Annotated in this window: 20 protein-coding genes; 8 read left to right on the top strand and 12 right to left on the bottom strand. The window is 66.8% G+C overall.

Annotated features, from left to right (window positions below):
- Window positions 1–81 precede the first annotated feature (81 nt).
- From FCF25_RS05745 to FCF25_RS05730, 4 genes are read left to right on the top strand one after another with little or no spacing between them, the layout of a single operon-like run.
- Window positions 82–1,437 (top strand): ABC transporter substrate-binding protein, encoded by a 1,356-nt coding sequence (locus tag FCF25_RS05745; RefSeq protein ID WP_117595201.1) that lies wholly within the window; start codon window positions 82–84, stop codon window positions 1,435–1,437.
- Window positions 1,438–1,449: 12 nt separating this feature from the next.
- Entirely contained in the window at window positions 1,450–2,490 is a 1,041-nt protein-coding gene (locus FCF25_RS05740; RefSeq protein WP_137047630.1) for a carbohydrate ABC transporter permease, read from the top strand.
- Window positions 2,487–3,371 carry a carbohydrate ABC transporter permease gene (locus FCF25_RS05735; protein WP_137047628.1) on the top strand — a complete coding sequence of 295 codons (885 nt, stop codon included), beginning with the start codon at window positions 2,487–2,489 and terminating at the stop codon, window positions 3,369–3,371. The genes FCF25_RS05740 and FCF25_RS05735 overlap by 4 nt, the downstream gene beginning before the upstream one ends.
- A gap of 1 nt (window position 3,372) precedes the next feature.
- Window positions 3,373–4,512, top strand: a complete 1,140-nt coding sequence (locus FCF25_RS05730) for an ABC transporter ATP-binding protein (protein ID WP_137047626.1) — start codon at window positions 3,373–3,375, stop codon at window positions 4,510–4,512.
- Window positions 4,513–4,515: 3 nt separating this feature from the next.
- Here FCF25_RS05730 and FCF25_RS05725 read toward each other — a convergent pair whose 3' ends face one another.
- The 3 genes from FCF25_RS05725 to FCF25_RS05715 form a co-directional block, all read right to left on the bottom strand.
- Entirely contained in the window at window positions 4,516–5,745 is a 1,230-nt protein-coding gene (locus FCF25_RS05725; protein WP_137047624.1) for an AGE family epimerase/isomerase, read from the bottom strand.
- A gap of 79 nt (window positions 5,746–5,824) precedes the next feature.
- On the bottom strand, window positions 5,825–6,082 hold the full coding sequence (locus FCF25_RS05720) for a BolA family protein (protein ID WP_117595196.1): 258 nt from the start codon (window positions 6,080–6,082) through the stop codon (window positions 5,825–5,827).
- A 106-nt stretch (window positions 6,083–6,188) separates the two neighbouring features.
- Window positions 6,189–6,794: an HdeD family acid-resistance protein gene (locus tag FCF25_RS05715; RefSeq protein ID WP_217353093.1), complete on the bottom strand. Its 606-nt coding sequence runs from the start codon at window positions 6,792–6,794 to the stop codon at window positions 6,189–6,191.
- A 149-nt stretch (window positions 6,795–6,943) separates the two neighbouring features.
- Here FCF25_RS05715 and FCF25_RS05710 point away from each other — a divergent pair, with 149 nt between their 5' ends.
- Complete coding sequence (locus tag FCF25_RS05710) at window positions 6,944–7,417, top strand: hypothetical protein (RefSeq protein WP_137047623.1); 474 nt, start codon at window positions 6,944–6,946, stop codon at window positions 7,415–7,417.
- Here the strand turns inward: FCF25_RS05710 and fen are convergent, their stop codons facing one another.
- On the bottom strand, window positions 7,418–8,398 hold the full coding sequence (fen, locus tag FCF25_RS05705) for a flap endonuclease-1 (protein WP_137047621.1): 981 nt from the start codon (window positions 8,396–8,398) through the stop codon (window positions 7,418–7,420). It abuts the gene before it with no gap.
- Between the two features lie 25 nt (window positions 8,399–8,423).
- Window positions 8,424–9,044: an N-acetyltransferase gene (locus FCF25_RS05700; protein ID WP_137047619.1), complete on the bottom strand. Its 621-nt coding sequence runs from the start codon at window positions 9,042–9,044 to the stop codon at window positions 8,424–8,426.
- A 246-nt stretch (window positions 9,045–9,290) separates the two neighbouring features.
- Here FCF25_RS05700 and FCF25_RS05695 point away from each other — a divergent pair, with 246 nt between their 5' ends.
- Window positions 9,291–9,710 carry a DUF3054 domain-containing protein gene (locus tag FCF25_RS05695; protein WP_137047617.1) on the top strand — a complete coding sequence of 140 codons (420 nt, stop codon included), beginning with the start codon at window positions 9,291–9,293 and terminating at the stop codon, window positions 9,708–9,710.
- Between the two features lie 33 nt (window positions 9,711–9,743).
- On the opposite strand, the gene FCF25_RS05690 is transcribed toward FCF25_RS05695, so the two are convergent.
- Entirely contained in the window at window positions 9,744–11,120 is a 1,377-nt protein-coding gene (locus FCF25_RS05690) for an MFS transporter (RefSeq protein WP_137047615.1), read from the bottom strand.
- Window positions 11,121–11,467: 347 nt separating this feature from the next.
- On the opposite strand from FCF25_RS05690, the gene FCF25_RS05685 reads away from it, so the two are divergent.
- Window positions 11,468–11,692: a hypothetical protein gene (locus FCF25_RS05685; protein WP_117595190.1), complete on the top strand. Its 225-nt coding sequence runs from the start codon at window positions 11,468–11,470 to the stop codon at window positions 11,690–11,692.
- A gap of 159 nt (window positions 11,693–11,851) precedes the next feature.
- A complete protein-coding gene (locus FCF25_RS05680; RefSeq protein WP_137047614.1) occupies window positions 11,852–12,850 on the top strand; it encodes an ornithine cyclodeaminase family protein in 999 nt (332 codons plus the stop codon).
- Between the two features lie 33 nt (window positions 12,851–12,883).
- Here the strand turns inward: FCF25_RS05680 and FCF25_RS05675 are convergent, their stop codons facing one another.
- The 6 genes from FCF25_RS05675 to rqcH form a co-directional block, all read right to left on the bottom strand.
- A complete protein-coding gene (locus FCF25_RS05675) occupies window positions 12,884–13,327 on the bottom strand; it encodes a hypothetical protein (RefSeq protein WP_137047612.1) in 444 nt (147 codons plus the stop codon).
- A 104-nt stretch (window positions 13,328–13,431) separates the two neighbouring features.
- Window positions 13,432–14,499 carry an mRNA surveillance protein pelota gene (locus FCF25_RS05670; protein WP_117595188.1) on the bottom strand — a complete coding sequence of 356 codons (1,068 nt, stop codon included), beginning with the start codon at window positions 14,497–14,499 and terminating at the stop codon, window positions 13,432–13,434.
- Window positions 14,500–14,764: 265 nt separating this feature from the next.
- The gene (locus FCF25_RS05665; protein ID WP_137047610.1) at window positions 14,765–15,469 is read right to left on the bottom strand and encodes a DUF4013 domain-containing protein; all 705 of its coding nucleotides are present in this window, start codon (window positions 15,467–15,469) and stop codon (window positions 14,765–14,767) included.
- A gap of 94 nt (window positions 15,470–15,563) precedes the next feature.
- Window positions 15,564–16,517 (bottom strand): DUF4013 domain-containing protein, encoded by a 954-nt coding sequence (locus tag FCF25_RS05660; protein WP_137047608.1) that lies wholly within the window; start codon window positions 16,515–16,517, stop codon window positions 15,564–15,566.
- 84 nt (window positions 16,518–16,601) lie between these two features.
- Window positions 16,602–17,312: a DUF4013 domain-containing protein gene (locus FCF25_RS05655; RefSeq protein WP_117595185.1), complete on the bottom strand. Its 711-nt coding sequence runs from the start codon at window positions 17,310–17,312 to the stop codon at window positions 16,602–16,604.
- A gap of 156 nt (window positions 17,313–17,468) precedes the next feature.
- Entirely contained in the window at window positions 17,469–19,592 is a 2,124-nt protein-coding gene (rqcH, locus tag FCF25_RS05650; RefSeq protein WP_137047606.1) for a ribosome rescue protein RqcH, read from the bottom strand.
- Window positions 19,593–19,645: the final 53 nt, after the last annotated feature.

Here is a 19,645-nt window from a genome sequence, read left to right as displayed (position 1 = left end):
CACTCGTTACTGAAGAAACCTAGGACAATACTTAACTATCGATAGGGGACATATATCCGCGTAACTCGTTGAGGATACACCATGACCGATAACGACACACCCGTCTCTCGACGCTCGTATCTGAAGTTGACCGGCCTCGCAGGCACCGCGGGCGTCACCGCCCTCGCCGGTTGTTCGCAGGGAAGCGACGGCGACGACGGCGGCAACCAGAGCGGTAACGACAGCGGCAATCAGAGCGGCGGCGGTGACGGCGACGGCGGTAGCGGCAACCAGGAACTCGAAATCGTCCACTGGTGGACCGCCGGCGGCGAGCAGGACGCGCTGAACGCGTTGCTCGAAGGGTTCCAGGAGGAGTATCCGGACGCGAGCGTGAACAACAACCCCGCCCCCGGCGGCGCGGGGAGCGCGCTCGACACCGTCATCCGGAACCGCGTGCTCAACGAGAATCCGCCGAGTACGTTCCAAATCTGGCCGGGACAGGCGCTGACGCCGTACACCGAGAGCGACATGCTCGAAGACATCAGCGACATCTGGTCCGGCGACATGGAGGACGCGTACCTCCAGGGCGTCCGCGACGCCGCGCAGTCCGACGGAAGCTACGTCGCCGTCCCCATCAACATCCACCGGCTGAACAACCTGTTCTACAACGTCTCGGTGGTCGAGGAGGCCGGCGTCGACATGCAGAGCGTCGACAGCCCACAGGCGCTGCTCGACGCGATGGAGACCATCTCGAACAACACCGACGCCGTGCCGATGGCCCACCAGACGCAGTCGCCGTGGTCGTCGCTCCAGCTCTGGGAGGCCATCTTCCAGGCCGAACAGGGCATCGACGCCTACCTGGACTTCACGCAGGGTAACGTCTCGAACCACGAGCAGGGCGTCAAGGACGCGCTCTCGCGGCTGAGTTCCTACAGCGACCACTTCAACGAGGACGCGGGCTCCATCACGTGGGACCAGGGTAACAGCAAAGTCATCAACGGCGACGCCGCCATGATTCACCAGGGCGACTGGGCGGCCGGCCAGTACGACGGCGCCGACGACTTCAACTACGGCGAGCAGTGGGAGCACGTCCCGTTCCCGGGGACGAGCGGCCTCTACGCCGTCGTCACGGACTCGTTCGTCATGCCGACGAACAACCCGTCGCCGGAGACGACCCGCCAGTTCCTCACCTACTGCGGCTCCGTCGACGCACAGGAGCGGTTCAACCCCATCAAGGGGTCGATTCCGCCGCGGACCGACGTGCCGAACGAACCGTTCGGGCCGTTCCTCCAGCAGCAGCGCCAGGACTTCGAGAACTCCGACGCGCAGCCGCCGACCATCGCGCACGGCACCGCCGTCTCGCCGGACGTCAAGAGTAGCCTCGAGGAAGCGTTCGCGGCGTTCAACGAGAACTGGGACGTCGACGGCGCGTACGACCGCATCGCGAACTCGTTCTAACCGGAGCGAGTGATGCGAGAGTTTATTTTTCGACTGTTCGGACGTGGCCGCCGCCCTCCCGACAGCGACGGCGACGCGCGGACCGAGGGTGGAGTCGGGACCGACGGCCAAGCACGGACGGACGGCGGAACGGTGACGAAAGAACAGACCGCCGGTCGCTCGCGCGTACAAGAGGCCCTCGACAGCGACCTGGTCGGGTCGTTGCCGTTCTGGCTCCCGCCGGCGCTGCTCATCGGTCTGTTCGTCTACGGCGCTATCGGCTGGAACGTCCTCATCTCGTTGACCGATTGGAGCGGCCTCGGCCAACCCGACTACGACTCTCTGAGCTTCGCGATGTACGAGGAGATGCTGTCGGACCCGACGTTCTGGACGGCGACGCAGAACACGTTCGTCCTGCTCATCGTCTTCACCGCGGTCACCCTGCTGTTGGGGCTGTTGCTGGCGATTCTCGTCGACCAGAAGATACGGTTCGAGAACACGTTCCGGACCATCTACCTGCTGCCGATGAGCCTCTCGTTCGTCGTGACGGCTATCTTCTGGTCGTGGATGTACAACCCCGAGATCGGGCTGATAAACGTCGGCCTCCGGTCGCTCGGTCTCGACTTCCTCGCGTACGCGTGGCTGTCGGACCCGCGCTTCTCGCTCGGGGCGGTCATCTTCGCGCTGATGTGGCAGTTCTCCGGCTACTGCATGGTCGTCTACCTCGCCGGACTGCGGGCGATACCGACAGAACAGTACGAGGCGGCCCGTACCGACGGCGCGAGCACGCTCCGCATGTACCGCCGCGTCATCATCCCGCAACTGCGCGCCTCGACGACGAGCGCCGCGGTCGTGCTGATGGTGTTCGCGCTGAAAGCGTTCGACTTCCTGTTCGTCCTGTTCGGGCCGACGCCCGGCCCCTCGACGGACATCCTCTCGGTGATGATGTTCCGCGAGGCGTTCCGCGCGACGAACTGGGCGTACGGGTCGGCTATCGCCACCGTCCTCTTCGTGATGGCGCTCGGCGTTATCGGGCCGTACCTCTACCTCCAGTACAGCCGAGGTGACCTATGAGTTCACAGACAGCGAACGATTCGACGAGCGGTATCGACTTCCAGCGAATCGGACTGTACGCGGTGCTCGCCGCGATGGCCGCGTTCTATCTCTCGCCGCTCGAAAGCGGTCTGATGACGGCGTTCAAATCCCAGGAGGCGTTCATCGGGTCGACGCCGTTCGTCCCGCCGCCGCCGTCTGGCTTTACGGTCGAACCGTGGTTCGAGGCGTGGAGTCGCCTCCAGTTGGGCGTGTTCAACAGCCTCCTGTTGGCGATTCCCGCCACCGCGCTGTCGGCGGTTTTCGGCTCGCTCGCGGCGTACGGCCTGACGAACGTGAACTGGCGCGGACAGGTCGCGGTCATCGTGCTGTTCGTCGCCGGCATCTTCGTCCCCTACCAGTCGGTACTCGTCCCCTTGACGCAGTTCTGGACGATGGTCGGACTCGACGAGATTCTGGCGGCCGTCCCGATGCTCGCGGAGCGTTCGGGTCTCATCGAACTCATCATCACCCACACCGCCTACGGCATCCCCATCTGCACCATCCTCTTTCGGTCGTACTACGCGACCATCGACCCGGAGATGCTGGAGGCGGCTCGGCTCGACGGCGCGACGGTGGCACGCATCTACTGGAAGATCATCCTGCCGCTGTCGGTGCCCATCTTCGCGGTGACGCTCATCTACCAGTTCACCCAGATTTGGAACGACCTCCTGTTCGCGCTGGTGCTTCTCACCAGCCCGGGCAACCAGGTCGTCACCCTCTCTCTGAACCAGTTACAGGGCTCGATGGTCCAACAGTACAACCTACAGATGGCGGGCGCGTTCGTCGCGGCGCTTCCGACGCTCGTCGTCTACGTGCTGTTCGGCGAACAGTTCGCGGAAGGCGTCGCGGGAGAAACCTAACATGGCACAACTCACACTGGACCACGTCACGAAAGTGTTCGACGACAACGGAACCGACATCGTCGCCGTCGACGACGTGAACATCGACCTCGCCGACGGCGAGTTCCTCGTTCTCGTCGGACCCTCCGGCTGCGGCAAGTCGACGACGCTGCGGATGGTCGCCGGCCTGGAGTCGGTGACCAGCGGCGACATCCGCCTCGGCGACCGCGTCATCAACGACGCGTCGCCGCGCGACCGGGACATCGCGATGGTGTTTCAGTCGTACGCGCTGTACCCGCACATGACCGTCCGCGAGAACATGTCGTTCGGGCTCGAGGAGTCGACCGACCTCTCGAACGACGAGATATCGCGGAAAGTGACCGAGACCGCGGAGATGCTCGACATCGGCGAGTTGCTCGACCGCAAACCCCGAGAGCTCTCCGGCGGCCAGCGCCAGCGAGTCGCGCTCGGCCGCGCCATCGTCCGCGACCCGGAGGTGTTCCTGATGGACGAACCGCTGTCGAATCTGGACGCCAAACTCCGGTCGGGGATGCGGACGGAGCTCCAGCGCCTCCAGGAGAACCTCGGCGTGACGACGATGTACGTCACGCACGACCAGACGGAGGCGATGACGATGGGCGACCGCATCGCCATCCTCGACGACGGCAAGCTCCAGCAGGTGGCGACGCCGCTGGAGGCGTACCACCAGCCCGCAAACCAGTTCGTCGCCGGCTTCATCGGCGACCCGTCGATGAACTTCTTTCGGATGGAGGTGCGGGACGACAGACTCGTCGGCGACGAGTTCGCCTACCCCATCTCGCAACGAACCCGCGAGAGCATCGGAGGGACCGAACACGTCACCCTCGGCATCCGTCCGGAGGACATCGAACTCGTCTCCGACGCCGACGGCGACCACGACTACGAGACGGTCGTCGACGTGGTCGAACCGATGGGCAACGAGAACAACGTCTACCTGAACTTCTCCGCCGACAGCGCGACGACGTTCGTCGCGACCATCGGCGGGATGCGTTCGGTCGAGGCGGGGCAACCGGTCGTCGCGCGGATTCCCGAGTCCGCGATTCACCTCTTCGACGCCGAGAGCGGCGAGGCGCTGCAGAACCGGACGCTCGACGAACTCGAAGACACCGAACCGCAGCTCTGAGGCTCAGTCCAGACTCCGCAGCGCCTCCCAGCAGGCTCCAACCGGGTGATAGCCCGGTTCGACCGCCGGCCCCTCGTCGGTGTCGACGTACTCGTTTTCGCGCGTGAGTTTCGTGTACCAGTTTCCGCCGGGGGCGACGAGATTCGACTCGGCGTACGACCAGAGTCGGTCGTACCACTCCAGATAGCGCTCCCGGTCGCCCTCGTCGACGACATCCGACAGCGCCGCCGCCGCGCCGATGGCCTCCGCGACCGGCCAGCCGTACTTGTCGTCGACGACCGGGTCGCCCTCGCGGTCGAGCGTGTAGTAGAACCCGCCGTACTTGTCGTCCCAGCCGTCGAGCGCCGCCCCGAACAGTTCGGTCGCCCGCGCTCGGAGCCGCGGTTCGTCGCCGTGTCGAGAGAGCGCGGCCGTGAGCTTCGCCCACTCGGCGTGGTGGCCCGGTTGATACCCCCACGGCCGGAACTGGTCGTCGGGTTTCTCTCGGTTGTACTCGAAGTCGTGCTCCCACTCCTCGGTGTAGTGCTCCCAGATACGCCCACCCGTCTCTTCGGCGAGGTCGACGGTCATCCGTCGCGCGATGGTCAGCGCCCGGTCGAGGTATCGGCGCTCGTCGGTCGCCTCGTACGCGCCGAGCATCGCCTCGCACATGTGCATGTTCGCGTTCTGGCCGCGGTACGGTTCGACGGGGTTCCAGTCGGCGTCGAGTTCGCTCCGGCAGAGACCGTGTTCGTCCTCCCAGAAGCGGTCGTCGATAACGTCGACCGTCTCTTCGAGGCGTTCGCGTGCGCCGGAGACGCCCGCCGCCGTCGCCTCGGCGTACGCGAGCAGGACGAACGCGTGGCCGTAGCAGGAGCGGCGCCCGTCTACGGGGGTGCTCCCAGAGAGGAGCCAGTGATAGCCGCCGGTGTCGGCGTCGCGGTGGGCGTCGGCGAGGAAGTCGACGCCGCGAGTCGCCGCGGAGCGGCACCAACTCAGCGCGTCGGCGTCGGCGGCGGCGGCGTCGGCGCCCGTCGCCGCTTCGTCGAGACGCGCGCCGCGGGCGAAGTTGACGACGAACCGCGCAGAGGAGACGAGATGTCGGGAGTCGGCGTCGTAGATGCGGCCCGTCTGCTCGTCGAGTTGAGCGACGAAGCCGCCGCGGGTCTCGTCGATGCAGGTCGGATAGTAAAACGTCAGCACGTCTGCGACGTGGCCGCGAAGCCACGCTGGGTCCCGAAACCGGTCGGTCATTGCTGTGCGACCCGACGCGAGCGCGGTGCAAAAGCGTGGGGGCGTGGGCAGTCGAAGCGGCGGGACGCCGAGCGGTCGGCTACTGCCCGTCGTACTCGTCGGGCGTGTACGTCTTGATCTCCATCGCGTGGATGTCCGTCGTCATGCGTTCACCGAGGGCGTCGTACACCATCTGGTGTTGCTGGACGAGCGACTTCCCCTCGAACGCCGGGGAGACGACGACGGCCGCGAAGTGGGCGTCTTCGTGATTCTCGTCGGGGCTTCGCGGTCTCGACACGGTCGCGTCCGCGCCCTCGATACTGGCTTCGATGAGCCGTTCTATCTCGCTGAGATCCATATCGGATGCGGGGCGCGCAACGACTAAAAACGACGCGAATGTTCTAGGGATAGTTACGGCGGCCCGCCGGGCGGACCGCCGTCGGCTCCGTCGGTCGAATCTCCGCTCAGGCGCTCCGGGCCGCCGCCGCCGTTCTCTCCTCGCGGGCGTGGCTGCGGCCGTCCATAGCGACCATCACCATCGAGACGCCCGAGGCGAGGAGGTTCACGCCGAACAGGAGGCCGACGGCCCAGAGGGCGGTGCTCGGGAAGCCGACGAACAGCAGCGCCGCGACGATGAGGCCGAGGACGCCGCTGGCGACGACCCAGCCCCAGTTGGCCTCGGGACGGAGGCGCAGGCCCATCGCGACCTCCAGCAGCCCGTCGACGAGGAAGTACGCGATGAGCAGTATCGTCAGCGAGACGAGACCGTACACCGGGTTCGCGATGAGCGCCACACCGGCGACGGTGTAGAGAATCGCGAGCGCGCCCTGCAGGAGCGCACCAGCCCAACTCTCAGCGCCGAACGCGTGGATACCGCGAAGCGCCGCTCCGACGACGAGCAGCGCGCCGAGCAGCATCGAGAGGGCGACGCCCGTGACGAACGGTGCGAGGATGGCGACAACGCCCATCACCGCGACGATTCCCCCGACGACCGCGAGCGTGCGCCACGTCGCGGAGACGTCGGCGACGGGACCGTTCATCTGCATCGAGGATGTTTCTTCAGTACTCATAGTAATCGACAGTGACGTAATAGCCACGCGAGAGCATAAGCTAGCGTTTATAAATGCTGCGACAATCGTTCGCCGGAACCGGTCGGGTTACGGGATGGTACGTCATCTCCGGTGGTCACCGTTTAGTGTCCGTGGCGTGAGCACCCGCCGTGTCGTCTGTCACCGAGCGCGTTCGAGCGCACCTCCTCTCGGAGGAGTCCGACCTTCTCGCCGACATCGTAAACTGCGCGGACGCCGTCGCCGCCGGGTGGCCCGAGCGGACGACGACCGACCGCTTGAACGTCGTTCCCCCGTTCGAAACCGTCCTCGCCCGCGCGGGTATCACCGACCGGTTACCGGGATTGCTCGCCCGCTGCGTCGACGCCGCCGGGTACGACCTCGCGGCCCCGCCGGTCGCCGCTCCGCCGTACGTCGTCGTCGCCGCGACGGGGCCGATGCTCCGAGCGACGCTCGAACCCGGTCGCCTGGTGGTCTCGCTCCGCGTCTTCGAGGTCGAACGCGGCGAAGACGCCGGCTGCGGTGGCTTCGGCGACGGCAGCGGCGACGATGCGAGTGAGGGCGACCCCCGATACCGTCGACGAGGCGAGACGCCCGCAGAGATCGTCTCGGTCGAACTCCGGTAGTCAGGTCCAGCGGTCGAGCCCCGTCTGGCTGAGCGCGTCGTCGATGCGGTCGAAGCCGCGTTCGACCTCGTCGGCGTCGACTTCCCACTCCTCGGTGACGTAGGCGCGCGCCGCCGAGAAGTCGGGGTCGAGGTCGGTGTCGAACTCGTACTCGTCGGTGACCGGCGGGTCCAAGAACAGGTCGCGGATGCGGTCGGCGAACTCGACGTGCTCGCCGCGCGCCTCCAGAACCGAGAAGAGGTCGCCGTGCTCTCTCACCAACTTGAGCGCCGTCTTCGGGCCGATGCCGTCGACGCCGGGGTTGAAGTCCGTCCCGCAGAGGATGCCCACGTCGACGAGTTGCTCGTAGGTGAGGTCGTGTTCTTCGAGCGTCGCGTCCAGGTCCATCAGTTCGGGATTGCCGGAACTCGTCAACTGGCGGAGCGTCAGCGGCGCACCGAACAGCAGCGTGTCGTAGTCCTCGCTGCCGACGTAGTCGGCGTCGCCGCGGCGGGCCATGTACGACGCCTGCGCCTCACCTTCGGCGGGCGCTTCGACGTAGGGGACGTCGAGCAGGTCGAGCAACTCTCGGCTGGTCCGCTGGATGAGGCTCGTCAGCCGCTGCGTGCGCGCTTCGAGGCGGGCGACCTCGATGTGGTCGCCGCGCTCGCGGGCGTCTTCGAGCAGTTCTTCGGCCTTTTCGCGCTGTTCGCGTCGCTCAGCCACCTCGTCGTCTTTCAGCTCCGTGACGCCGCCGTCGAAGACGAAGACGGGGACGAGGTCGTGCTCGAAGAATTTGGGCAACCCTTGAACGATGCCGACGAGGTTGGCGACTTCCTCGCCGTCGCTCGTGGTGTACACCTCGTCGCGGGTCCACTTGACGGTCGTCGTCAGATACCGGTAGAGCCAGTTGTGCGCGTCGACGGCGACGATTCTCCCGTCGAGGTCGTCGAACGACACCTCGGAGAGCGCCGCCAACTGGCGCAACGCTGCGTTTCCCATCGGCCGTCGTTAGGCGGTCTCGGAGTTAAACGTCCGCCCTTTCGGGCGCGTCGATTCGTTCCGGCGGGTCGGCGTCGACTCTCGATCCGAGAAACGCTCGCTCGTCGTCGCCGAGGTCGCGCGCTCGATAGACGTCCAGTCCGGACTGGTAGCGGCCGCGCTCGCGGTAGTCCGTCTCCTCGCCGCACTCGTCGCCCAACTGGCGCTCCAGCACCAACTCCGCCAACCCGGTCTGCCGACCCGTGTACGCGAACCCGGCTTTGTACAGCGCCTCGTAGGCGAACGGGTTGTTGACCGCGATTCGGAGACGGCGGTACCCTCGACCCGTCGCTCGCTCCGCGAGAAACGCGACGAGTCCCGGTCCGAGTCCGTCGCCGCGGAAATCCTGGCGCACGGTGACGTAACGAATCCAGAGCGTACCGGAGTCCGTTCGGTCCTCGTTGAACGCGACGGCGGCGAGCACGTCGCGGTCGAACTCGTCACCGTCGTCCGCCCCTCGCGCTTCCTCGGCCGATGTCTCGTCGTCGACGCGGACGACCGCTTTCCCCGTGTTCGACATGACAAACTTCCCGGCGTAGCTGAACTGCCGGTAGTCGAGGCGCAGCGTCGGCCCGTCCGCCGGCCAGCCGAGCACGCGGTACTCCATACCGTCCGATTCGCACGCCGCGACAAAGGCCGTGCGGTCCGAGTCGAACTGTGTGGTCCGCAGCCGAACTGTGTGGTCCGAGTCGAACAGTGTGGTTCGCAGTCGAACTGCGCGGTCCGCGGTCGACCCGTCCGCTTCGTCGGAAGCGACCGCGAGCGGGACGCCGCACTGCGACCAGCGTGTCACGCTCTCACGTGCGAAGACGACAAACCGGACAATCATTAGGCCCCATGCGAATCTCCCGATATGGCCACCCAATCGGAATCGTTCTGGGACCAACGAATCGACAGGGGAACGCTGCCCTTGGCCGTCGGCGACCTGCTCGTCATCGGCCTCGTGCTCACGTTCGGCGTCGTCACGCACAACGGCGTCTCTTACCTCACGACCGACACCGTCGGTTGGCTCTCGACGCTCGTACCGTTCTACGTCGGCTGGCTCGTCTGCGCGCCGCTGGTCGGCGCGTACTCCGCCGGCGCGGGCGAGTCCGCGAAGGCGTCGATTCCGCTCGCCGTTCGGTCGTGGGTTCCGGCGGACATCATCGGGCTCGGCCTCCGCGCCTCACCGTTCTTCGAGGGCGGTGCCGACCCCATCTTCATCGTCATCTCGCTCGTCACCGTCGGCGTCGGCCTCGGCGTCTACCGGTGGCTCGTGTTCAAAGTGCGCTGAAAACAGACTCCCGCTCCGGCGGTCGAGACCGACTCAGGCCGTCGACGCGTTCCGCGAGAGATACACGCCGACCAGCGACGCGAGTGCGGCGAAGCCGGCGAGCGTGACGAACAGCACGTCCGGCGACGCGTACTCGAGAATCGCGCCCGCGATAGCGCCGCCGAGCGCGCCGACGCCGAAGACGCCGAGGTAGGTGTAGCCGTACGAGAGTCCGCGCGTCCCGGCGGGCGTGTACTCCGCGACGGTCGCCTGGTACAGCGGTTGCACGACGAACAGCGCGAAGCCGAGAACCGCGGCGACGACGAGCAGCGGGACGACACCCAGATTCGCCACCGGGAGGAAGACGAGCGCGAGAATCGCCAGTCCGGCGAACGCGCCGGCGATACCCTTCTCGGGAGCGACGCTGTCGGTCAGTTTCCCGCCCGCGTACTGGCCGAGGACGCCGATCATGAGCAGCCCCGAGTAGATGTAGCGCTCGGGGTTGAGTTGGCGATCTCCGGAGGCTTCCAGGCCGACCGACGCGAGCAAGTCGCCGGGGACCAACGACGAAATCGACACGGGGTCGACGCCCGGCAGTCCCGACAGCAACTGCGGCAGGAACGTGAGAACGCCGCGGTAGTACAGCCCCGAGCACATCACCACGACGAAGACGAAGACGAAACTGCCGGCGAACAGCCGTCTCGACTCGGTGACGAACTCGCCCCACGACTCGACGCCGGCGTCGGCCTTGGAGCCGCCGCCGGACGACTCCGCCGACTGGCGAGCCTCCGGGTCGTCGGACCCGGAGGTTCCCCCGTCGGTCTCGGCCGTCGCACCCCTCACGGCCGCGGTCTCGTCGAACTCGGCGCGGTTGGCGAACAGCGCCGCCAGAAGCGCCGGGACGGCGAGGATGATCGCGACGATGCGCCAGTCGACGAACAAGAGGAGAACGGCGGCGACGAGCGGGCCGAGGCCGATGCCGATGTTTCCGGCCATCCCGTGGTACGCGAAACCGGTGCCGCGTTCCTCGACGCCCTTGCTGATGAGCGCCAGTCCCGCCGGGTGGTAGACGCTCGCGGCCGCGCCCCAACAGAGGAAGGCGGCGGCGATGGCGAGAACGCTCGGCGAGACGCCGAGCACGAAGAACGACACGGACATCCCGAGTAGACAGAGCGTGATGAGGCGGCGCGAGCCGAGTCGGTCGACGAGTACGCCGCCGGGAAGCGCGCCGAGGCCGAAGAGCCCGTAACCGGCGGTGACGACCAAGCCGAGCGTCGCCGAGTTCACCGGAAACTGGGCGAGACCGAGATTGATGGTCTCGAACTCGCTCAACCAGATAGTGACGAAGATGGGAACGGACAACTCGTAGGTGTGGACCATCCCGTGTGCGAGCATCACGAGCGCCACGATCGAACGGTCGTTGCGGTTCACGGTGGTGATTCTGACGACGGAACGGTTTAACTCACCGATGGGGGCAAACCGGACGAAACCCCCGGCCGACGCGCGGTACCGAAGGAGAATAGCGGAGTCGTCACACGAACGCTGCAAGCTACCTTTGAGATACCTACACACGCTAGGATTTCACGACAGCCGCCGATATCGGCCGTCTCGAAGCTCGAAACGCGACTCTCTTCAGAGCAGTTCTCTCGCTCGACGAAACCGCGGAGCGAGCTCGTATTCTCATAAGTTATAGAAATCTCACCCACTGATTTTCTGGTGGTTGCCGTTTAGTCACAGGAAAGAATTATATATCCCCCGTGCATACTTTGTAATACATTATGACGGGATACTACGACTACGTTCTCGGGCTCATTCCTCTGGTGTTGTTCGGAGTCACTGCAATACTCACCATCACCGGCGTCGGTCTCACGACCGCCGTCCCTATCGCGGCGATGGGCTCCGTCGGCATCATGGGCCACGCGCTGTTCGTCAACGGTCCGGTGGAGAGTCAGCCCGGTGCAGTTTCGCAGAACGCCCAGAGCCAGCAACTCAACGCCGACTGAGTCTGCTCCCGACCCTTCTCTCTCCTCTCTCTTCTCCATCCTCTCTCTCCTCTCTTCTCGGGGTCGCGTTCTCCCGTCGTTTCTTCGCCTCCTCGGCGAGCTCTCGTCTTTCTGTCCGACGCCCTCACGGTTTTAGGTCCCGCGTCCGTCTCGTCGGGTATGACAGACGCGTTGTTTCTCACGAGCGAGGACGTCGCCGGACTCGCAACGCCCGCAGAGTACGTCGACGCAGTGCGAGAGGGGTATCGGCAACGCGGCGAGGGCGCGCCGGCCGAGCCCCGGACCAAACTCGTCAACGGCGACCCGCCGGGGATGTTCACCACCTACGCCGCCGTCCTCCCCGAGACGGGCGCGATGGGCGGCTACATGTACGCGGCGGGCTTCGGCGAGCGCGACGCCTGGTTCATGACACCGCTTTTCGACGCCGAGTCGGGGGAACCGCTCGCGTTGCTCGACGGCGCGAGCATGAACCCCTTCAAGACGGGTGCGGCGGGCGGCGTCGCCGTCGACGCCCTCGCCCGCGAGGACGCCGAGTCGGTCGCCATCATCGGCAGCGGTGCCCAGGCCCGCGGCCAGTTGCGCGCGACGGCCGCGGTCCGCGACCTCGACACCGTCTGGGTGTACTCGCCGACGAAGGAGAACCGCGAGTCGTTCGCCGGGGAGATGGACCGACTGCTGGACGCGAGCGTCGCCGCCGTCGCCTCCAGCGCCGCCGCCGTCGAGGGCGCGGACGTCGTCGTCACCGCGACGAACGCCTCTGAACCGGTGTTCGACGGCGACCTGCTCGAACCGGGGACTCACGTCACGGCGATGGGCCAGTACAACGCCGACAAACGAGAGGTCGACACGACGACGATAGAGCGCGCGAAGTACGTCCCCGACCTCCGAGCGCGCGCGACCAGAGACGCCGGGGCGTTCCTCCACGCGATGGAGGAGGGCGTCGTCACCGAGGAGGACATCTACGCCGAACTCGGCGACGTGGTCGCCGGCGGGGTGCCGGGACGCGAGAACGACGAGGAGATCACGCTGTTCGACAGCGGCGGTACCGGTATCGAGACGGTCGCCGCGGCGTACATGCTGTACGAGAAGGCGCGCGACGACGGGCTCGGAACGTCCATCGGCCTCGCGCCCGCCAGCGAGGCGCTCACCGGCGAGTGAGCGGGCTCCGTTTCGGCCCGCCGCCGGTTAGAGTTAGATGGTCGCTCGGGAGATGCGGAACAGCCCATCGAGCGCACGGGGAAACGCCGCTAACGCGAGCAAGACGAAGACGACCGGGGCGAAGACGCCCAACCAGCCGACGCCGGTACGGAGGTAGAGTTCGGTACCGAGCAGCGTCCCGGCGGCGACGGCGCCGCCGTAGTACGCCGACCGAATCGGCATCGTCCGAACCTGACCGACGCGCGGCCACGCGCCGACGTCGAGATACCGCCCCCGGAAACTGCCGACGGCGACGACGGCGATCGAAAGCGAGGCCAGCGCTGCTGCCGACACCGGCCCCGCGGGCCGAACGCCCAGCAAGAGCACGAGCACCGGTAGCGTGAGGAACGACACCTCCATCGCCGCGAAGAAGACGAAGCCGAGCCACCGCTCGAACCGGTCGGTCGCCGTCCGTCCGTCCCGTCTGCGGCGCGCCACGGACGGAGGTAGGATTCGACGGGCAAAAGCGTCATCCCCGAGACGTGACGGTCTCTCACGGGTGAATGCGTCGACCGCAGGCGGAGAAACGACGACCCGGAGCGCTATTCGAGCCGGTAGCGGAGCAGCGCCGCGACGCCGCCGAGGTTCTTCAACTGCTGGCCGGGTTGGAACTCCGCCGAGAACACCGTGACCTCGCCGCCCTTCTGCTCGACGGTCTCGATTATCTCGTTGACGTCCCGCTCCCAGTCGCCGCGGCCCTGCCGCTCGTCGCGCAGGCGGGAGTCCAATATCAACAGCTCCTCTATCGCGCCGAACTCCGCGGCCTGTGCCACCTGCTCGACGCCGTAGGCGGCCTTCGCGCCCTCTGCGATGCGCTCCATCAGGTCGTCGATGCGCTCGGCCTCGCGGGCGATGCGCGTCTCCTTCTGCACGTCGTCGACCGCCCCGCGTTTCAGCACCTCGTGGACGCCGCGGTCGCCGACGCTCGCGGTGTCGACGGTCGTCAGCTTCTCGGCCACCTCGGGGTAGTTGTCGGCGATGTGGTCGCGGGCGTCCTGCTTCGTGAAGCCCGGGCCGGCCAGAATCACGGTGTCGGCGTCGACGTGCGACAGCGCGGAGCCCAGTTCGTCGAACAGCTCGCTCCGCGGGCGGGCGTACTCGCCCTTCCCCGTCGGCGCGGTGAACGACGCGTACTCCTCGGTGCCGTACTGCGCGACGGTGTGGATGTACGCCTCGCCCTCCTCGACGGTGGCGATGACCACGTCGGGGTTCTCGGTGGCTCGTTCGGCCTCCTCGATGCGGTCTATCTGGTCGGGCTTGAAGTGTTTCTCGACGGTTATCTCGCCGCGCTCCTCGACGTTGAGCGTGTGGTGGTGGCCGAGTTGGTCCTCGCGGGAACAGCCGACGATGACGCCGCCGACCCGAAGACGGTTGGCGAAGCGGGCGAACTCCACGTCGTCGACTTCGATGGTGACGTTGAGGTGCTCGCGCTCGCCGCCGGTGTCGCGCATCTGGTCGTCGGCCCGCTGGATGCGCCGGGTCGTGTCGCCCGAGACGCGGTCGCCGGGCTCGAGTACGTACGAGAGGTGCCAGAGGTCGTCGACGTTCTCGGGGACGAGCGTGATGCGCTCGCGCCCCTCCTCGCCGCGACCACGGCCTGCGATTCGCATGTTCGAATCTCGCCCTCGGGGGTTAAGGTGGCTTTGCATCGTCGCAGTCGCGGCCGCGTGCGACCGTGACAGCCGACGACGTGCAGAAGGAGACGCGCAACGAACCCTTATGAGGGATAACGGGGCCACTCCGTCCCGTGCGTCGAAACCTGACTGCGGGTCGCTCCGAGCAACCGTCGGAGCGGGGTCGAAGCCGTCGCGTGGTCGCCGCCCGCAGACCGAGACGACGACCACCAGTTCGCCAGTCAGTCGCGGTAGCCGTGCGTCAACCCGCCTCTGTTCGCCCCGCCGGGACGTTCTCTCCCGCCGGGACGCTCTCGCCGAGAACGCGGCCGACCAGCGCCGCCGCCGCGACTTCCGCGTAGAACAACAGGAAGAAGCCGACGAATCGGGGAACCGACCGAGGTGCGCCCAACGACGACAGCACCGCAGCGACGCTCAGGAGGCCGGCGGCGGCGACGACGGCGACGAAGTAGCGCGCGTCGGTCGCCGTCGTCCGAAGCAGAGACCGGTCGAACGCGGCTCGCAGCCGACGCTCGCGCGCGTACCCCGCGAGCGCCGCCGGGAGGAGGTACGCGACACCGAGCGCCGCGAGCAGCGCCGCCGTCGACCCGGCGAGGACGGCGATACTGGCCGTTCCGGCCAACGTCTCCGGCGACAGTTCGCTCGCTCCACCGAGGGTTACGAGCAGCACGACGAGCGGACCCGCGACGTAGCAGAGAATCACCAGCGTCGCCTTCACCCCGTCGACGACGAGTGCGCGCCAGTCCCCGAATCCCGGCGGCGTCCCGTCTCTGAACGCCGCGGGACCGTCGCCGACGTGGTCGAGCACCCGAACGAGGTAGCCGAACACCAGAATCAGCGGCACGAGCGGGACGAACGCGGTGACGACGTGGAGACCGCCGCCGACGATTATCCGCTCTGCTGCGCCGTCGCCGCCGAGCGGATACCGAAGCGACTCCCGTAGCATCGGTGGGTCGTTTTCGAGCGAGTCGCTTCACGGTATCGCTCCGCGTCGCTGGAGTGCGACACCCCCGGACTCGTCGTCGCCGAACGGCCTCCGTCTACTCGGTCGTCTCGTCGGTCGTCAGCGCGTCGTCAGCCGTCAGCGCGTCGTCGGTCGTCAGCGCGTCGTCGGTCGGTTCCCGTGGAGACGTTCTCTCGGCGTCGTCCGGGTTGTCGACCGGAACGGTGACTTCGAGACGACCCCCGGTGGACGCGACGCTTCGCCCGACCTGGACCGCCGCCGCCGCTTCGGGTTCGCGTCGGGGCGTCTCGGGTTTCGGCCTCCCGTCGTCGAGTTCGGTCGCCAGGGCCGTCCGCGCGGCCCGACCGTACACCGAATACACGACGGTCTGGAGGTAGAAAACGGCGACCACGCCGACGAGAAACAGCGACAGCGGGAGGCCGACGAAGACGACGACCGACAGCAGTCCGCTCGCCAGCAGCCACCCGGTTGCGTACTCCCGGTCGACGAGGACGCGGCCGACGGTCCGCGGCGAGAACGCCGCGCCGAGCCGCCCCGTCGCTGCGTAGCTCACGAGCGCAGCCGGGTACAGGTACGCGAAGAGTGGCAGGTAGAGCACGCTGACGACCGCCGAGAGCGCCGCCGAGATGGCGATCAAACTTCCGCCAGCGTCTCCCGCGACGCCACGTAGCTGAACTGGTATCGCCGTCGCTGCGACGAGGAGCCACAGCGTGACGACCGGCAGCAAGTAGACGAATGCGACGACGTACGACCGGACTCCGTCCCGAACGAGTCCGCTCCACTGCACGAACGACGGCGCGGCGTCTCGTCTCTCGAATCCCGCTTGCATCGTCCGGACGTAGTAGCCCCGAAGCAACAGCGACGGTAGAACTGCGAGCGGGAGCGCGAGGACGGAAAGCGGCACGGTAGCGACCGCCGCCAGCCAGCCGAGCGGAAAGGCGAGAGCCAGAAGCGAGAGAAACCCACCGAAGAACAGCGTCTGAATCGCGTCGGCGGTTCGGGCCGGTGCGTTCAGCGCGTCGCGGAACATCTACTCGCACAGTCGAACCGTCGACACATAACCGTACCTCCGACGCAGTCCGTCAGAAAAAATCGAGTCGGTCGCCGGCGGCGCTCAGATGGCGGCGCGCTCGTCGGATATCTCGCCGTCGGACAGTTCACCGTCGGACAGCTCCACGGGGTGCATCTCACCCCAGGCGCGACCGATGATGTAGTAGCCGGCGACGGCGGCGTAGAACGTGACGAACACGCCGACGACGGTGCCGAGCACCGGAACGAAGTTCAACGCGCCCGCGACGAGGCCGGCGGCGAGGAAGACGACAACCGCCGTCACCCACGCCGTCGCGTAGGTTCCGGAGGTGAGCGTCGAGCGGAGCGTTCCGGTGTCGAACGCGGCACCCATCCGGCCGGTCTCGGCGTAGTTCGCCAGTCCGGCGGGCAGCGCGTAGGCGACGGCCAACCCCGTCACGAAGACGAGGAGCGCGCCGACGAGACCGAAGAGACCGCTGACGACGCCGACGTTCCCGCCGTTGGCCGTCAGGCCGGCGAGCACCGCGAACACGACGGCCAGGACCACGGGGACGAGGCCGTACGCGAGGGCGATAGCGAACCCTTTCAGCCCGTCGACGCCCATCTCACCCCACTCGTCGAACGCGGGCGGTTCCTCGTCGCCGCGCATAGAACTGCGGACGACGCGGAGCAGATAGCCGATGACGAGGAACGTCGGGACGACGAGGAAGCCGAGCAGACTGAGGATTCCGCCGATGAGGACGTTCTTCGCCCAGTCGTCGCTGTTTCGCACGTACGAGAGTGATTCGGTAAGCATGATGTTCTCCGAGAACCCCCGCGAGTCGCTCGGGCGTTCGTGACGAACGCGACGCTCCTCGTGTAGTTCTCAGCCTCTTGATACTCCTCGTGAGGATATATCTCTTTCTCCGTGGAAAACGGATTGTCCGGGGTTCGGGACGGTTTTCTTCCCCCTTTACTCGACCATCTCGCTGCCGCCCGGCGGGAGGAACTCCTGAATCTTATCCGCGCTCGCAACTTTACGGACGAACGACTGGTCGGCGAACCGCTTGCGGAGTTCGCGGTAGCACATCTGCGCCATGTCGTTCTGCGCGTAGCGACCCGGTCGGACCCGAATCGACGTTTCGGCCTGCGGTTCGATGGCCGACGGCGGTCCGCCGACGACGCGCGTCTCGGGTTCGCAGGCGATGCCGACGGCGACTTCGGCTTTCACGTCGCGGTAGTACGTCCGGTCGCCGCGAATCACGAACGACCCCTTCTCGACGTACTCGCCGCTCTCGGGCGTCTTCGACACCTGATCGTGAGTCACCATGTACGCGTCCTCGGCGAAGCGCCCCTCCTTCCAGACGGAGGCGTAGGAGACGGCGAACTGCGCCGCTTCCTCCCTGCTCCGCTCGGGTATCTCCACGTCGCGGGCGGGCTCGCTCGGGCCGGTCGCTTTCAGAATCGTCACCGGGCCGCCGCGGGCCTGCGTGTGGAAGAAGAGGTCCCCTTTGCCGAGATACTTCTTCACCAGCTCCTCGTTCTGGTCGGCGTTGCGCCCGCCGATGACGAGGAAGCCGTCGCTGGTGCGGAACCAGCGGAACCGCTCGAACCAGTGGTCCTGCTGGCGAATCGGCACCGACTCCCGCGAGAGCCAATCTATCTCCTCGCGTTCGTCGTCCTCGTCGTCGTCGGCCGCTTCGCCCTCGTCGTCGGCCTCCCACTCCTCGCGGCGTTTTTCGAGCGCCTCCAGCTGTTCGCGGGTGTTCTCGATGGCTTCGAGCGCGCCCTCCTTCTTCTCCTCGACGCGCTTTGCCTCCTTGTACAGCCGGTCGGCGTTCTTCTCGACGCCCATCGACACGTCGAGCGTCACCGTCGTGTCGTCGAGTGCGACGGTGACGGTGCCGTTCGCTCCGTCGACGCCGCGGACGGCCTCGGCCGCGTCGATTCCCTGTTCCTTCCCCTCCTCGAACTTCTCGCCGATCTCGTCCCACGGAACGCCCTGCTCGCGCGCGCCGCGTATCGTCGTCAGAATCTCGTTCACGAGGTCGTAGCGCGCGTACACCTGTTCGGCGCGCTCGCGTTCCTCCTGCGCCTGCTCGTCGAAGCCGCTGATAGCGCCCTCCTGCTGTTCGACGATGCGCTTTTTCTTCTCTATCTCCTCTTCGAAGTCGGGTCTGCCGGTGTCACCAGCGGCCCCGCTCCCGCCGCTCCCGTCGTCGTTGCTGCGGTCGAGGCGGTAGAAGTACTCGTCGAGCGCCTCGTTGAACGAGTCGTACGCCTCGGCGTCCAACCCTTCGGATTCGTGCTCTTCGAGCGGGAACGGGGTCACGTCGACGACGGCGTCGTCTTCGAGGTAGACGCGCGGGTCGAACTCCCCCTGGGTGAGTTGGTCTCGAAGTCGGCCGAGCGCGTCGTACAGTTTCTCGTACTGCTCGTCGCCCGCGTCGGCGATGTCGAGCGTCTTCTCGACGCCCGCGCGACTGCACACCTCCTCGGCGTAGAGACCGCCGAGGTTGAGCTGCGTCGCGAGCGTCCGCACGACGTCGGTGTCGGAGTCGTCCATCTTGTGCGCGAACGCTTCGTAGCGCACGTCGAGGGGGTTCACCCGCGAGTTCGGGAACTCGTACTGACTCCCCGGCGCGACGGTCCGCGATTTGAGCCGCACCGTCGAGAGGCTGCTCACCACTTCGCGGTTCTCGTCCAGGACGGCGACGTTTCCTTGACCGAACAGTTCCGCGACGATCTCGGTGTCGGCGTCCGGTCGCTCGAAGCGGAAGACGAGAATCCGGTCGAACTCGAACTGCTCGACGCCGGCGAAGTCCGCGCCCGACAGGCGGTTGCGGAGCATCTTCGCGAAGTTCGGTGGGCGGCCGGGGGCGTCCGGCACGTGCTCTGCGGCGGCGACGTGCGCGCGCTTGACGTCGCCGACTTCCACGAGCAGCTCGACGCGGCCGCGGTCGAAATCCCGCATCTTGAGGCGCAGGAGGTCGTCGCCGTACAGATAGGCCTTGTCGACCTTCGCGCCCTCGTATCGGCGCAGCTCGGTGACGAGCGCGGCGAGGTCGATGCTCGAAAGCTCCCGCTTTGGGTCCATGTCGTTCGGTTCCCGCGGCGGCAAAAAAGGCGTGTCGTTCCCGCGACCGCTCG

Source organism: Haloprofundus sp. MHR1 (genome assembly GCF_005155585.1).
Classification (GTDB): Archaea; Halobacteriota; Halobacteria; order Halobacteriales; family Haloferacaceae; genus Haloprofundus; species Haloprofundus halophilus.
Note: the sequence above shows the minus strand (reverse complement) of the source record. Positions and strands in the feature narration are given on the sequence as shown.

Bases quoted from the DNA above. Each gene is read 5' to 3' on its own strand.
- FCF25_RS05745 (WP_117595201.1), top strand. From the start codon at position 82: ATGACCGATAACGACACACCCGTCTCTCGACGCTCGTATCTGAAGTTG.
- FCF25_RS05740 (WP_137047630.1), top strand. From the start codon at position 1,450: ATGCGAGAGTTTATTTTTCGACTGTTCGGACGTGGCCGCCGCCCTCCC.
- FCF25_RS05735 (WP_137047628.1), top strand. From the start codon at position 2,487: ATGAGTTCACAGACAGCGAACGATTCGACGAGCGGTATCGACTTCCAG.
- FCF25_RS05730 (WP_137047626.1), top strand. From the start codon at position 3,373: ATGGCACAACTCACACTGGACCACGTCACGAAAGTGTTCGACGACAAC.
- FCF25_RS05725 (WP_137047624.1), bottom strand. From the start codon at position 5,745: ATGACCGACCGGTTTCGGGACCCAGCGTGGCTTCGCGGCCACGTCGCA.
- FCF25_RS05720 (WP_117595196.1), bottom strand. From the start codon at position 6,082: ATGGATCTCAGCGAGATAGAACGGCTCATCGAAGCCAGTATCGAGGGC.
- FCF25_RS05715 (WP_217353093.1), bottom strand. From the start codon at position 6,794: ATGAGTACTGAAGAAACATCCTCGATGCAGATGAACGGTCCCGTCGCC.
- fen (WP_137047621.1), bottom strand. From the start codon at position 8,398: ATGGGAAACGCAGCGTTGCGCCAGTTGGCGGCGCTCTCCGAGGTGTCG.
- FCF25_RS05700 (WP_137047619.1), bottom strand. From the start codon at position 9,044: ATGGAGTACCGCGTGCTCGGCTGGCCGGCGGACGGGCCGACGCTGCGC.
- FCF25_RS05695 (WP_137047617.1), top strand. From the start codon at position 9,291: ATGGCCACCCAATCGGAATCGTTCTGGGACCAACGAATCGACAGGGGA.
- FCF25_RS05685 (WP_117595190.1), top strand. From the start codon at position 11,468: ATGACGGGATACTACGACTACGTTCTCGGGCTCATTCCTCTGGTGTTG.
- FCF25_RS05680 (WP_137047614.1), top strand. From the start codon at position 11,852: ATGACAGACGCGTTGTTTCTCACGAGCGAGGACGTCGCCGGACTCGCA.
- FCF25_RS05670 (WP_117595188.1), bottom strand. From the start codon at position 14,499: ATGCGAATCGCAGGCCGTGGTCGCGGCGAGGAGGGGCGCGAGCGCATC.
- FCF25_RS05665 (WP_137047610.1), bottom strand. From the start codon at position 15,469: ATGCTACGGGAGTCGCTTCGGTATCCGCTCGGCGGCGACGGCGCAGCA.
- FCF25_RS05660 (WP_137047608.1), bottom strand. From the start codon at position 16,517: ATGTTCCGCGACGCGCTGAACGCACCGGCCCGAACCGCCGACGCGATT.
- FCF25_RS05655 (WP_117595185.1), bottom strand. From the start codon at position 17,312: ATGCTTACCGAATCACTCTCGTACGTGCGAAACAGCGACGACTGGGCG.
- rqcH (WP_137047606.1), bottom strand. From the start codon at position 19,592: ATGGACCCAAAGCGGGAGCTTTCGAGCATCGACCTCGCCGCGCTCGTC.